The following is a 14,068-nucleotide window of genomic DNA, read 5'->3' as shown; positions in this document are numbered from 1 at the left end:
TAAGAAATTTATTAAGCTTTAGCTTCGTCAGTTCCTGTTAATTTCTCAGTAACGTTTGCTACTGTTTCTTTTACAGAATCAACAGCACCTTCAACTGCAGCTGCTGCTCCACCTAAAGTTTCTGCTACGTTTTCTACAACAGATTTATCTTCTGCAGGTGCATTAGCTGCTTCTTCAGCTGCTTTTGCTTCTGCAACTTTAGCATCTTCTGCCGCTTTTTCTTCTGCTAATTTAGCATCAGCTTCAGCTTTTGCATCGTCAACCAATTTCTGTGCAGCATCTAATCTACCTTGGTTTACTTTTGCTTCAGCTTCTAAAGCTGCTTTTTTAGCATCGTCTTTAGATTTTGCCAAACCGTCTTTTTTACCAAGAACCTGTTTGTCTTTTCCTTCTAACCAAGCTGCAAATTTGCTGTCAGCTGCTTCTTGATCAAAAGCACCTTTTGCAACTCCACCTTGTAAGTGTCTTTTGTAAAGAACTCCTTTGTAAGAAAGAATAGCACGAGCGGTATCAGTTGGCTGCGCTCCATTTTCTAACCATTTTACTGCAGAATCTACGTTAAGTTCAATAACTGCTGGGTTAGTAATTGGATTGTAAGTACCGATTTTTTCGATGAATTTTCCATCTCTACTTGCTCTTGCATCGGCAACTACGATGTGGTAGAAAGGTTTTCCTTTTTTACCGTGTCTTTGTAATCTAATTTTTACTGACATAAATGTTTGAATTTGTGGGAACTCGTCCCGATTAATTATGGGAACTCGTCCCGGTTATTTATAAGGGTGCAAAGATAATCAAAATTATTAATCCAACAATCTCATTACGTGAATATTTACAACCGAATATTTATTTTTTAGGAGCCAGGAACCTGCTTTCACTACTCGCTTCCCTCCTGCGCTTCTTCCTTCGCTTGGGAGAGCTCAAACATGCCGTTCAATCAGGGCTAGAGATTCTGCTATCAAACAATTTTAGATTTAAAATTAAAGATTTTAAATGGAAAAAACTCAGCATTAAGGTTTAATGAAGTTAGTAAGTTCACTTAAAATTCCATTTGAAAATTAATATCTGCAATCCTTGATGAACTTTGCATTAAACTAAAACTTATCAGATTCATTTGTCCCCTTAAAAAACTTTGTGCCTTTGTGGTTAAAAAATTCTGCAGCTGCAAAAACTACTGAAAGAACACCATAATCAAAGCCAGCACAAAACCAATTCCGGCGTAAATCATCCCCCGGCGAAAAGCTTTAGATTTGAAATTGAACATCCAGAAAGAGGAGATAACAAAGAAAAATAACACCAGACCAAAAACCGTATTCAACGACGCATATCGATGAGTTGATGTTGATTTATGTAATTGATTAAATTTTTCCAAAACAAATGGCAACTGCATTTTGCTGTATTTCGCTTCACCCGTTTGTGAATTGTAAGTTCCCTGCTTAAAAGTTTTTAAAGCACTTTCCCCAGGTTCGAACTCAACATTTTTCATTTTGATTTCTTTCGCCAGTTCCTTTTCCGTCATATTGGGTTTCAATACGATTTCTGTTTTATTTTCTTTTTTCAGGAAATTGGTATCACGGTAAATCAATAATACTCCACTCAATGAATAAACCACCATTATTCCCGCTGCGAAATATCCTAAATAACGGTGCGTTATTCGCATGAACGTCTTGGTGTCTTTAATTTTTGCCATAATTTTCTGTTTTTTTGTTTTTTTATCTGAAAATAACAGAAGTGGAAACCGAAATTCCCACTGCTGTTACTATGAATTAAATTGATATGAAAAAAGTATTTTATTATAATTTGTACGTTAAGGTCAAATAGAAATTTCTCGGAGTAATTGGGTTTACTGAATAATTTTCGTGATAGTTATAATCTACCGTGTCGAATAAGTTCCCCACTTTCCCCATAACAGAGAATTTATTCCAGTCATATCCTACAGAAACTGCTGCCGTAACGTAGTCGCCAACCTCTAAAAATCGTGAAACACCATTTCTATCTACTAACGTTTTTTTAGTATCGTTCCAACCTGCGATTCGATCTCCAACATAGTAGGCACTTGCTCCTAATCTAAGACCTTTTACGTAATTGGTGAAAGTATAAAAAACTGAAGCATTCGCAGTGGTTGCAGGAGTTCTTACTAACCTTTGATTCTCAACATATCCAAAATCTGCGGGCGTATCTAAATAAACAGAATGGTTATAAGACGCTCCGGCGATGATCGACAGGTTCGGATAAGGATTTCCGGTGATGTCTAATTCAACACCTCTGCTTCTCATTTTTCCAGCGAACTCTTTATAAATAGAATTACTGTTTGGAAGACCATCTTTCATTTCAGCCGTTTGATAAAAGTTTCTGTTTTCAATTTGATATACTGATAAATTCAGTGCTACTGCATTATTCCAGAAATTATGTTTCATTCCCACTTCAAACTGATCGATTAAAGAAGGTTTTAAAGCCAAACCAGTTACTGCATCTTCGCCTGTATTTGCCGAGAATGAGTTGGTGTAGGTTGCGAAAAGAGATAAATTATCATTCGGCATATAGACCAAACCTGCTTTTGGAGAAAAAGCTCTGTCAACCGTACCATCAGAATATGCAGTTTCGTTGTTTGCGAAAGTTGTTTTTTCTGAATCCTTATTCTCAATATAAGACCATCTTAAACCGGCCAAAACTTTAAATTTATCTGAAAGTTCAATATAATCCTGTGCATAAACTCCAAATCTTTGGGTTGGAATTCTGTTTCTATCTTTTCTAACAGCATCTGGCATTGCTCCTGAAGCCCACGTTGAAGGATCATCTAAATAGATTGTTCCGTTGGTGCTGCCATTAGTTCCATATTGAGTTTGAGAAAGATTGTAGGCGTAAGAATCATTGGTTCCATAATCACCATCTGTTCCAACTAAAACTTTATGATTAACGCTTCCAGTTTTAAATTCACCATTCAAATTAACCTGCAATGAAGTGTAATTTTGCTCAGCATAGGTTCTGTTAATAGGTCTTTTCCAAGATAAACGAGTTGCTGCAGGGGTTGCATAACCCCATTGTACTCTCTCTGAAGAAAAATAATCCTTGGTATAATTCTGATAAGAAGCTACGGCATTTAAAGTCCAGACATCACTAAACTGATGGTTAAAAGTAATTCCAGTCGTAGCCTGTTCTACATTTTGAAATTGCCAGTCTGCACCTACAAAATCTTTTCTTGATAACAAGTTATTCATAGAGTAAGACCCATCTTTATTGGTAATTGATCCAATTCCGAAATCGGGTGTAAAGTCATTCTTTAAATAATCTGCTTCTACGATTAACTGTGAATTTTCTCCGATATTAAATAAAAAGGATGGATTGAAATAATATTTTTGAGATTCAACTACATCTCGAAAGCTGTCAGCAGTTTCATAAGCTCCGTTTACGCGGAAAGCTACAGATTTAGACAACGGTCCGTAAAAGTCGACGGTCGATTTGTAATTATTCCAGCTTCCACCGCTTAGTCCAACACTTCCACCAAAATCAAACCTTGGTTTCTTCGTAATTAAATTTACAACACCACCCGCTGCAACATTTCCGTAAAGCATCGCATTTCCACCTTTTAAGACCTCTACTCTTTCCAGACCAGAAACCTCGGGGAAAACACCGCTATTTACTCTTGCTCCATTCTTGAAGATATTATCGTTTCCAAAATTAAAACCTCTCCCACCAAAACTGTCTTGAGAATTTCCTCTGGAAGAAGTAATATATAGTCCGTTTACATTTTGAAGAACATCACTCAACTGTTTTGACTGTTGTTGCTCAATAATTTCATGGGTAACAATAGCAACCGGTTGTGGATTTTCCATGATCGTCAAATTTGACTTAGACGACATCGGTTTTGCTTTATTAGGATTCCCTGTTTTGTGCAGGTTAATATCTTCGATTTGCTGAATTCTAATGGTATCACTTTGCGGCTTAAATTGCATCTGTGCACTTACAGAGGATACAATAATCAAGGCTCCGAGTGAAATTAACTGTTTTTTCATAGAACGTTTTTATTTAGACTGAATTAAAATAACGATGCAAAAATAGAAAAGCATCTACTCTTATGCAAGCTTATCTTTAATTATTCTAAATAGAATCGAAGATTGATCTATAAATCACTGAAAATGAGTATAATTTAACGGAAATGACATTTATCATGCTTTCTTTATCAGAAGAAATCCGGTAAGAAAAAAGAGGATATTAACTACAAAATACAACATTCCATTAGGTGCACTAAAAGTACCTGCAAGCACAACCCCGATTCCCAGCACAGCAATAACAGCCATTACTTTTTTGAAAAATAAATTTCTACTAAAGACCTTCTTTTTAAATAACCGAAACAATCCTACGAATAAAGCACCATTTACCAAATAAATAAAAATGATGGGAATCGCAGAAAGGTCAAAATTTTTCTCTAAAAAAAACGCGTTTGTATTACTGATATAGTAAACAGCGAGATAAAAAACAATTAAAGATGCACCAAAAATCGCACTATTGACAGGCATTTTAGTATTTTCATTCACTTTATCTAAGTTCAGGAATTTCTTGGATTTTTCTAAGTCAGAAAACTGGTACGGCACCCGAATAGTGGCTAATAACAATCCATTTGAAGTTCCTAAAACGGAAATAATAATAAAGAGCTGCATGATCAACGCACCTGAATTAGAAGCTATTTTTCTCGCAAATTCCGTGATATAAGTATCTTTTAACTGAATAATTTCTTCGCCACTCATTCGAAAAACGATTCCTAAATAGTAAGCAATATAAATGACCATCACGGAAATTGTTCCTATAATTAAAGCTTTCGGCAGGTTTTTACTGGAATTTTTAATCTCACCTGAAATCTGGGTGGCAATATACCAACCGTCAAAAGCAAACGAAATCGGAATAAAACTCGCTGCAACCAATAAGATAAAAGACTGATTTTGCACGCCAGTTCCTATTTGTGTAAAAGTATTCACTTCACTTACATTGCCTTTGACAAGACTCAAAATTCCAAGCGATGCGATAAAAATAAGAGGTAAAACTTTCAAAACGGTTGTCATCTGTTGAAAAATCCCACTACTCTTTGGTCGAAAGATATTAATAAAGAAAAAGATGCCTAAATTAACAAAACCAATAAGTACAAAATGTATATTCGTCGGTTCGAAATTCATGAACTCTGCCAGTAAGTGTGCAATGTAAATTCCCGAAACCGTAAAAAGAACAGCCGTAAGCGCGGGATAGAACAAACTCATATACATCCAGCCTACAAAATAACTTGCGGTGGCTCCGAATCTATAATTCACATAATTGAGAATCCCGCCGCCCTGAGGTAGTATTTCAGCATAATTCGCCATCGAAATGCCTGCAAATACCACACTTATACCAACAATTAAAAATCCTAAAAGTCCGGCTAAAGTATTTCCCTGCGTCGCTAATAATACATCATCCACCTTAAAGAAAATGCCAGAACCTATCACTTGCCCTATAACCATGGAAACGGCGGTAAAAAGTCCGTATTTAGCTTCTAATTTCTGGTCGGTACTCATCTTTAAAAATTTTTGATACAAAGAAAGCAAAAGGTTTTTAAAAATTAAATAAAAACAACCTAATGGGATAAAATTCATAAAATCTTATTACGATTTTGCTTAAAACATAGTGTCTCTCCCTATATATTGCTTCAAGGCACTTAAATAACTGAAAAAATAGAAATTAATGAATTCGGAGATTGCAATAAGAAAAAAAAAAAAAAAAAACGAGCAAAAGCCCGTCTTGTGATATATAAATCTTCCGTAAATCAATTTTTGCAATTAATCCTGAAGTTCCAACCAACGCATTTCTAATTCCTGAAGTTTATCTGAAATATCTTCTAAACTTTTAGAGAATTCAGCTATTTTACCGTAATCAGTTTCATTATTGAGCTTTGCTAAAATTTCTGTACGCTGTTTTTCCAACTTTGGCATTTCCCTGTCGATATCTTTTAATTCCTGTTGCTCTTTAAAAGATAATTTTTTAACAGCAATAGTCTCAGACGATTTAGGTGCTTCCACTTTCTTGGGAGATTCTACAACAGGTGCAGCTACCTTTTTATTTTGATCCTGTGCTTTCTTATCACGGTATTCCGAGAATGTCCCAACAAAGTCTTTAATAATGCCATTTCCTTCAAAAGCTAAAATATGATCAACAATTCGATCCATGAAGTATCTATCGTGAGAAACGATAATCAAACTTCCCTGAAATTGCAACAAAAAATTCTCTAAAACCGTCAACGTTGGTAAATCCAAATCATTAGTTGGCTCATCAAAGATTAGGAAATTAGGATTTTGATACAACACATGCATCAGGTGTAATCTCCTTTTTTCACCACCCGAAAGTTTCGAAATCGGTGCATATTGCGTTTGATCGTCAAATAAGAAGAGACGCAAAAACTGCGAGGCAGAAATCGTTCTTCCGTTTGCCAAAGGGAAATTTTCTGAAATATCTTTAATAAAGTCAATCACTCGCTGATCTTCTTTATACTTTAATCCTTTTTGGGCGAAGTAACCGAATTTAATGGTTTCTCCTGTTTCAATAGAACCAGAATCATAAGGCTCTAAACCTTGAATAATATTCAAAAGCGTCGATTTTCCGGCACCATTTTTTCCAACAATTCCTACTTTTTCACCACGTTGAAATTGGTAAGAAAAATCTTTTAATAATAAATTATCACCGTAGCTTTTATTAATATCATGCAATTCCAAGATTTTTGATCCCAGACGTTTCATCTCAAAATCCAATTCTAACTTCTCTTTTCTAGTGTCTGTTTTTGCAATTTTTTCCGTTTCGTAAAAATCATCTTGTCTTGATTTAGACTTCGTGGTACGCGCTTTCGGTTGACGACGCATCCACTCCAATTCCTTGCGGTAAAGGTTTTGCGCTTTATCAATCGTAGAGTTCATATTGTCTTCGCGGATAATTTTGTTCTCCAAATAAGTTCCATAACTTCCGTTGTGGACATACATATTGAAATCTTCAATTTCCCAAATAATATCACAAACAGCGTCCAGGAAATACCTGTCGTGAGTTACCAGAAGCAAAGTAACCATTGCTTTTGATAAATAATTCTCCAGCCATTCCACCATATCAACATCCAAGTGGTTGGTTGGCTCATCCATAATCAATAACGTATGACGGTGTTGTGCACGCGTTTCTACCAAAAGTTTTGCCAAGGCAACTCTTTTAATCTGACCACCGGAAAGGGTTTTCATTTTCGAAGTCAAGTCCGTAATTTTCAACTGACTCAAAATCTGACTCATCTCATTTTCCAAATCCCAAGCTTCGTGAATTTCCATTTCATTCAGCGCTTTATCCATATCGTCTGGATTTTCAGAAATCAGCGCGTGATGGTAATTTTTCAAAGCCATAATCGGTGCAGAATCCAAAGTCATCATAAACTCTTCAACATTCAGCTCGCCTTCAAAATCAATTTCCTGATCAAATAAAACAACCTGAATATCTTTATTAATAACGACTGTCCCAGAATCTGCAATTTCGTTACCCATTAAAATTTTGAGCAAAGTCGATTTACCAGAACCGTTTTTTGCAACAATGGCAATTTTATCACCTTCATTAATGTGGAAAGTAATGTCTCTGAAAAGCGTTTTTACCCCGTAAGATTTCGTTAGATTTTCGGCTGAAATGTAATTCATTGTAGATTTGGACTATATGATTTTTGAAAGGTGCAAAAGTACGGAAATTAAACGGGTATATATTCTTGTATTTTTTGGGCGCCTTTTCCCGCTTGAATTTATCCTGAGCTTGTCGAAGGACTCCCACTTTTTTTATTTTCCGGCATCACCAAACCAAATTCTCTAAAAATAAAAAAGAGTTCCGTTCAGGTCGGGGCGTAGATCTTCGCTTAAAATTAACTTTACGCTATTAAGAAAAATATAACTCTCACTCGATTTTGTTTAACAATTCGTTAGGATACTTTTATCAATAATTTTCTAATATTTGCTGAAAAATAATATATGAAAAAAGCATCTTTACTTTTTATTCTATTTCTTGGATTTTTAATGAATGCGCAAGCAATTTCAGGAACCATTTTATCCAAAGAAGAAAACCAACCAGTTCCCTACGCCAAAATAGGAATAGGTAATCAAAACACCGGAACGATCGCTGATGAAAACGGAAATTTTAAAATCGATTTAACAAACGTTAATCCGAAAACAAATTTAAAAATTGAAGTGGGTGGTTTTGAAAAATACACCATTCCTGTAGCGCAGTTTCTAAAACAAACTTCACATAAAATTCTCTTGACACAGAAAGTGAGCAATATTGAGGAAGTCAAAATTATTCCTGGAAAATTTGTAAAAAAGAATTGGGGCATCAATACGAAAACTAAAAAAATACAGATCGGCCATAATCCTTCAAAAGAAAGTGAAGACCGGTCAAAAGAAATTGCAATGCTTTTTAAGACGAATAAAAAGACTAAAATCGAAAAGATCAACATTAATATTTCAAGTTTTGAAAGCGACAAACCCGTTTTTATCAGGTTTACGATCTATGATAAAAATCTAAATCCGATTCTTAGCGAAGATCTACACGATGAAATTACTTCAGATAAAATTATAGACAACACTTATAGTTTTAATGTTTCAAAAAATAACATTTGGATGAAAGATAATTTCTATGTCGGGATTCAGCTTTTGAGTAATTTTAACGGACGATTCTATATGAGTGGCGCATTGATGGGAAATAAAACCATCTACAGAAATTATTTGGGAGAATGGAAAAACGTTCCTATGGTAAGTCCCGCAATTAATCTCGACGTAAAAGTTCAAAAATAAATATCGGTTTCAATCCTCTTTTAAACAGAATACATTATTTTAGCATCTTAATAAATTTTAAAAAAATGAAAAAAATATCATTAATCTTATTGGTGTTGTTCAGCATCATCACCTTTGGACAGGGAATGAAATTTGAGGAAAACAAATCCTTCAAAGAGCTCCTGGCCACTGCTAAGAAAGAAAATAAATTACTTTTCCTAGACGCTTATACTACATGGTGTGGACCATGTAAACAGATGGCGAAAAACGTTTTTCCACAGGAAACAGTTGGGAATTTCTACAATGCCAATTTCGTCAATTCGAAAATTGATATGGAAAAAGGGGAAGGAATCGAAATTGCAAAGAAATACAACGTAAGAGCTTATCCAACTTATCTTTTCATCAACGGAGATGGGGAATTGATCCATCGTGTTACTTCTTATTATGACGCTCCAGAATTTATTAACGTTGGTAAAGACGCGATAGATCCTGCAAAACAGATGGGAGCTCTTAAAAAGAGATTTGAAGCTGGTGATAAAAATCCAGAATTTTTGAAAAGCTTTATTAAAGTTTATGCTTTTGCAGATCCGGATTTAGCGACGAAAGCAGCTGCGATTTATTTTAATCAAAAGAAAGAGCCGATGGATCAAGAAGATTTCTCTTATCTTTTTTCTTTAACGAAAGATTCTAATTCTCCTCTTTATCCGCAATTTATTTCTCGTAAAGAGGAATTATTAAAGGTAATGCCAGAGGAAAATTATAATAAAACGCTTAATAACTTCAAATTGAATTCTCTCTTCAATACTTCTTATGACAAGACAACGAAAGTTTTTGATGAAAAGAAATATGTTGCAGAAGCTCGAAAAACTATGTCTGAAGAAGAGGTAAAACCCTTATTATTGAAAACAAAAATGAGAGTTGCTACTATGAATAAAGATTCGGCTGGATATCAAAAGTTGGCGATCGAATACTACAAAGACGGTACATCTTCTGATTTTAGTTCAAATGAGCTTAATTCTATTGCCTGGAACTTCTTTGAAAACGCAACTGACAAAGTAGCTTTAGACCATGCTTTACTTTGGGCAAAACAGTCTGTTAAATTACAAGAAGGATATGCAAATACGGACACCGTAGCAAATCTTTATTTCAAAATGGGAGATAAGGTAAATGCTAAAACTTGGGCGACAAAGGCAATTGAGTTGGCTAAGAAAGAAAGTCAGGAATATGGCGAAACTCAGGCTATATTGGATAAAATCAAATAATTCATTTTATATAATTTATAAAGGATGCTCGCGGGCATCCTTTTTTTGTTAATCCAAAGTCAGTCTTTTCAGCGACCACATATTTCCATTGAAAACGTTCAAATCGACTTTGGTATTAATTCCATAAACAATTCCATTTTCAGTGAATTGCCAGATTTCCCATTCATTATCTGCTGTAGGTTGCGGAACATCATTATAGTTCGCTAACCAAAGTGGATAGTCATCAAACTCGCCTTTTAGAAAATCCTTGTGGTAATGATAATAGGTATAAATAATCGGTTTTACGCCGTATGCTTCCTCAACAATTCGGCACCAGATCTTTAAATCTTCAATTAATTTTTTAGTCGATTTTCGTTTGGGGATTTTTTCAATATCTAAAATCGGTGGCAAATCTCCAGATTCTAATTTTACATTTGACAGAAAATTATTAGCCTGCATTACGGGATCTTCATCTGCTCTGTAAAAATGATACGCACCACGAATAAGCTCATGCTTTTTTGAGAGTTTCCAGAAATCGTCAAAATGCTTATCAGCAGTTCGGTTTCCCATAGTTGCCCGAAGAACCACAAATTTAAGTGGAATAGATCGATTTCCTATGCTTAAACTATCCCAGGCAATATCTTCTTTCCTTTGATAATGAGAAATATCCATCCCAAAGGTTTTATCGGCATAATCACCAATGATGCGATTGATTCTATTTTCTTCCTTTTCCGAATTCGAAAGCCTTTTATGTTCGAATTTATTGAAATACATGGCGTAGTAAAACGAAACTTTCTGCTTTAAATAAAAACCAGTTCCAAGCAATGCAACGACGAGAAAGAACAGCAATATTTCACGACGCAGAAGAAAATGCCTTTTGCGCTTTTTATGAATTTTTCTTTTGGTTTTTCTTTTAATTGTTTTCCTGGCCATGAAGCTGCAAAAATATCAATTTAAATATGAAAGCGTTAATTTATAGTTAAAAATATTTTCATTTCAATATTGGCTTAATATGTGAAATTACTAACCGAATTAACAATAAAATTGATCAGGATGAAAACGAAGTTATTATCATTAGCAGCAATAGTTTTATTTGCAGTAATGGTTTCTGCACAAGATGCAAAACCTACTTTAAAACAAGAGGTTAAACAAGATGCAAAAGCAGTAGGAACAACCGTAAAAAAAGGCGCAGAATGGACCGGGAAAACGGTGAAAAAAGGAGCAAAAGCGACAAAGAAAGGAATCAAAAAAGGTGCAAAATGGACAGATAAAACTGCTAAAAAAGGTGGGAAAGCAGTTAAAGAAGGTTATGAAGACACCAAAGATTATGTAAAAAAAGAAACAAAATAATTTTCAAACAATTCCCCATAAAAAAACCATGCATAATGCATGGTTTTTTATGTACTTTAAAAATCCTAAGCGCCGTAAGGAATCCAAATATTTTTAATCTCTGTAGCATGTCTTAGAAACTCCTGACCTTCTCCATGGGCTGGATTTAGCCAGTTTCTGTATTTTCCGAAATTCACCCAGGAACGTTTCATAGAATCTGTAGATTGTAATTCGATATTTTTACTTCCTTCAGCTGTTCCGAAATACCAGATCCCTTCAATATTATAATGTTTAGCAAGTTCACCGGCTAATTCTTCTTTTGGTCCGGTTACAATATTTACCGTCCCTGCAGGAACATCCGAAGTTTCTAAGATCTGATAGAAATCGGTTGCTGAAAAAGGGTGTTTTTCAGACGGAATTACGACCACTCTATTTCCCATCGCAATGGCGGGAATTACCGTAGAAATAAATCCTAACAACGGATTTTCATCTGGACAAATAATGGCCATCACGCCAATTGCTTCCGGCATGGCAAAAGTCACCATTCTCTGAACGGTAGAATGTGCAGCACCATCATATTTATCGGCGTAAGCTGCATATGTATAAATTCTTTCGATCGATTTCCCAACCTCGTCCTGAGCAGATTCTAAAGATTGGTTGGTCATTTCAACAATTCTCTCCGCGAATTCTTCTGAACGGATCGCTAAGTTTTCTGCGATATAGTATAAAACCTGTGCTCTGGAATGCCCCGTCATTCCACCCCAGGATTTTTCTGCGTGTGCTGCTTCAACGGCATTTCTGATGTCTTTTCTGTTACCTTCTGAAACCTCACCAATGTATTCACCGAAGGCATTTTTTATTTCAGTACTGTACCCACCATCTGGGCGAGCCTGTTTACCACCGATGTACATTTTTGTTGTACGGTCGATTTCTGCCAAAGTATTTTCAACTTTTTTAGCGTCTTTGGGTTTTTCAGCTTTTGGTACAATTGGTTTTGAAGTAAATTCAGCCTCCACTTTAGGTTTCATATATTCATACAAACCTTCTTTTCCACCTTCCCTTCCGAAACCGGATTCTCGGTAACCACCAAAACCTGCAGCGGCGTCAAACTGATTCGTACAGTTGATCCAAACGCTTCCTGCTTTAATTTTTGGAGCAATATCTAAAGCTAAATTGATATTTTCTGTCCAGACACTTGAAGCCAAACCGTATCTTGTATTATTCGCCAAAGCAACAGCCTCCGAATGCGAACGGAAGGTCATAGCGACCAAAACCGGTCCGAAGATCTCCTCTTGCGCGATGACGGCGCTGGTCGGAACATCTGTAAATAATGTCGGTGGATAAAACCATCCATTTTCTGGAACGCCATTTTTTGGTTGATAAATCGTGCAACCTTCATCAATTCCGATTTTCACCATCTCTTTAATGCTTTTTAACTGGATCGGATCAATGATGGAACCCATATCGACTGCTTTATCCATTGGATCGCCGATACGAAGCGTTTCCATTCTTGCACGAAGTTTTTTGTAAAATACTTCAGAGACTGATTCCTGAATTAACAGTCTGGAACCTGCACAACAAACCTGTCCTTGATTGAACCAGATCGCATCTACAATTCCTTCTACTGCAGAATCCAGATCTGCATCTTCGAAAACGATGAACGGTGATTTACCTCCTAATTCCAGAGATATTTTCTTACCTGTTCCGGCAATATTTGTTCTTAAGATTTTGCCCACTTTGGTAGAACCAGTGAAGGCAACTTTCTGAATATCTTTGTGATTTACTAAAGCATTCCCAGCAACTGTTCCAAGACCGGTAACTACGTTTACAACACCTTTTGGCAAGCCGATTTTTTCACAGATCTCAGCGAAAAGCAAGGCAGTTAAAGAGGTGTATTCTGCCGGTTTCAAAACGATCGTATTTCCCATGGCTAAAGCCGGAGCTACTTTCCAGGAAAGCATCATTAAAGGAAAATTCCACGGAATGATTTGTCCGATAACACCTACTTCCTGATAATCTCTGAATTCGGTATCCATGAGTTTTGCCCAACCTGCATGATGGTAGAAATGTCTTGCAACAATTGGAATATCGATATCGCGGGTTTCGCGAATTGATTTTCCGTTGTCTAATGTTTCAAGAACTGCAAATAATCTGGAGTGCTTTTGAATCTGTCTTGCGATAGCGTACAAATATTTTGCACGTTCGAAACCTCCAATGTTTACCCAGTTTGCGAGGGCGCTATTGGCTGCCATCACAGCTTTATCAACATCGTTTTCATCACCTTCGGCTACTTTTGCTAAAAATTCTTTATTGGATGGATTGTTGGAATCCATGTATTTCTTGGAGTGCGGTTTTACCCATTCACCGCCAATGAACAAGTCAAAACTTCGGTTATGATTTTCTAAAAATTCCACAGCAGCAGCTGCGCTTTCTGGAGCTGGACCGTAAACCATAGTGTTGTATATTTCTTTGATTTCCATTATGTAGATTTGATCATGTGATAATTTGGTGATGTGTTAATATATTGATGTGATATTAACCACAAAAGTCACAAAAGTTTTTATTTTTTTTAAATTTCTCAAAAGAGCAAAAAAAACAATGTGATTTTACGCTTTTAAAAATCTAAGTATTTATTATTATAACCTTTCTTTATATTGGGTTCCCACTGCGCCCCGACCTGAGTGGAGCTCTTTTTCATCC

General features: G+C 35.8%; 10 protein-coding genes. 3 read left to right on the top strand and 7 right to left on the bottom strand.

The features are described 5' to 3' along the window. Positions 1–11: 11 nt before the first annotated feature. From FNJ88_RS10535 to FNJ88_RS10515, 5 genes are all read right to left on the bottom strand, one after another. Positions 12–713 carry a 30S ribosomal protein S16 gene (locus FNJ88_RS10535; RefSeq protein WP_143853079.1) on the bottom strand — a complete coding sequence of 234 codons (702 nt, stop codon included), beginning with the start codon at positions 711–713 and terminating at the stop codon, positions 12–14. 455 nt (positions 714–1,168) lie between these two features. After that, positions 1,169–1,687: a hypothetical protein gene (locus FNJ88_RS10530; RefSeq protein WP_143853078.1), complete on the bottom strand. Its 519-nt coding sequence runs from the start codon at positions 1,685–1,687 to the stop codon at positions 1,169–1,171. A gap of 103 nt (positions 1,688–1,790) precedes the next feature. Next, the gene (locus tag FNJ88_RS10525) at positions 1,791–4,010 is read right to left on the bottom strand and encodes a TonB-dependent siderophore receptor (protein ID WP_143853077.1); all 2,220 of its coding nucleotides are present in this window, start codon (positions 4,008–4,010) and stop codon (positions 1,791–1,793) included. 153 nt (positions 4,011–4,163) lie between these two features. Continuing rightward, positions 4,164–5,540 carry an APC family permease gene (locus FNJ88_RS10520; RefSeq protein ID WP_185145813.1) on the bottom strand — a complete coding sequence of 459 codons (1,377 nt, stop codon included), beginning with the start codon at positions 5,538–5,540 and terminating at the stop codon, positions 4,164–4,166. Between the two features lie 261 nt (positions 5,541–5,801). Continuing rightward, positions 5,802–7,679: an ABC-F family ATP-binding cassette domain-containing protein gene (locus FNJ88_RS10515; protein ID WP_143853075.1), complete on the bottom strand. Its 1,878-nt coding sequence runs from the start codon at positions 7,677–7,679 to the stop codon at positions 5,802–5,804. Positions 7,680–8,000: 321 nt separating this feature from the next. Here FNJ88_RS10515 and FNJ88_RS10510 point away from each other — a divergent pair, with 321 nt between their 5' ends. Continuing rightward, the gene (locus tag FNJ88_RS10510; protein WP_143853074.1) at positions 8,001–8,819 is read left to right on the top strand and encodes a carboxypeptidase-like regulatory domain-containing protein; all 819 of its coding nucleotides are present in this window, start codon (positions 8,001–8,003) and stop codon (positions 8,817–8,819) included. A 65-nt stretch (positions 8,820–8,884) separates the two neighbouring features. Next, positions 8,885–10,060, top strand: a complete 1,176-nt coding sequence (locus FNJ88_RS10505) for a thioredoxin fold domain-containing protein (RefSeq protein ID WP_143853073.1) — start codon at positions 8,885–8,887, stop codon at positions 10,058–10,060. Positions 10,061–10,108: 48 nt separating this feature from the next. Here the strand turns inward: FNJ88_RS10505 and FNJ88_RS10500 are convergent, their stop codons facing one another. Then, on the bottom strand, positions 10,109–10,972 hold the full coding sequence (locus tag FNJ88_RS10500; protein WP_143853072.1) for a glycoside hydrolase family 25 protein: 864 nt from the start codon (positions 10,970–10,972) through the stop codon (positions 10,109–10,111). 120 nt (positions 10,973–11,092) lie between these two features. Here FNJ88_RS10500 and FNJ88_RS10495 point away from each other — a divergent pair, with 120 nt between their 5' ends. Continuing rightward, entirely contained in the window at positions 11,093–11,389 is a 297-nt protein-coding gene (locus FNJ88_RS10495; protein ID WP_143853071.1) for a hypothetical protein, read from the top strand. 65 nt (positions 11,390–11,454) lie between these two features. Here FNJ88_RS10495 and FNJ88_RS10490 read toward each other — a convergent pair whose 3' ends face one another. Then, positions 11,455–13,848 (bottom strand): aldehyde dehydrogenase family protein, encoded by a 2,394-nt coding sequence (locus tag FNJ88_RS10490; protein WP_143853070.1) that lies wholly within the window; start codon positions 13,846–13,848, stop codon positions 11,455–11,457. Positions 13,849–14,068: the final 220 nt, after the last annotated feature.

The organism is Chryseobacterium sp. SNU WT5 (assembly GCF_007362475.1).
Classification (GTDB): domain Bacteria; phylum Bacteroidota; class Bacteroidia; order Flavobacteriales; family Weeksellaceae; genus Kaistella.
The sequence above is the reverse complement of the archived record's forward strand: the minus strand, read 5'-3'. Positions and strand labels throughout refer to the sequence as shown.

Coding starts and splice junctions, on each gene's coding strand:
- FNJ88_RS10515 (WP_143853075.1), bottom strand. CDS start 7,679: ATGAATTACATTTCAGCCGAAAATCTAACGAAATCTTACGGGGTAAAA.
- FNJ88_RS10500 (WP_143853072.1), bottom strand. CDS start 10,972: ATGGCCAGGAAAACAATTAAAAGAAAAACCAAAAGAAAAATTCATAAA.
- FNJ88_RS10530 (WP_143853078.1), bottom strand. CDS start 1,687: ATGGCAAAAATTAAAGACACCAAGACGTTCATGCGAATAACGCACCGT.
- FNJ88_RS10490 (WP_143853070.1), bottom strand. CDS start 13,848: ATGGAAATCAAAGAAATATACAACACTATGGTTTACGGTCCAGCTCCA.
- FNJ88_RS10505 (WP_143853073.1), top strand. CDS start 8,885: ATGAAAAAAATATCATTAATCTTATTGGTGTTGTTCAGCATCATCACC.
- FNJ88_RS10520 (WP_185145813.1), bottom strand. CDS start 5,540: ATGAGTACCGACCAGAAATTAGAAGCTAAATACGGACTTTTTACCGCC.
- FNJ88_RS10495 (WP_143853071.1), top strand. CDS start 11,093: ATGAAAACGAAGTTATTATCATTAGCAGCAATAGTTTTATTTGCAGTA.
- FNJ88_RS10525 (WP_143853077.1), bottom strand. CDS start 4,010: ATGAAAAAACAGTTAATTTCACTCGGAGCCTTGATTATTGTATCCTCT.
- FNJ88_RS10535 (WP_143853079.1), bottom strand. CDS start 713: ATGTCAGTAAAAATTAGATTACAAAGACACGGTAAAAAAGGAAAACCT.
- FNJ88_RS10510 (WP_143853074.1), top strand. CDS start 8,001: ATGAAAAAAGCATCTTTACTTTTTATTCTATTTCTTGGATTTTTAATG.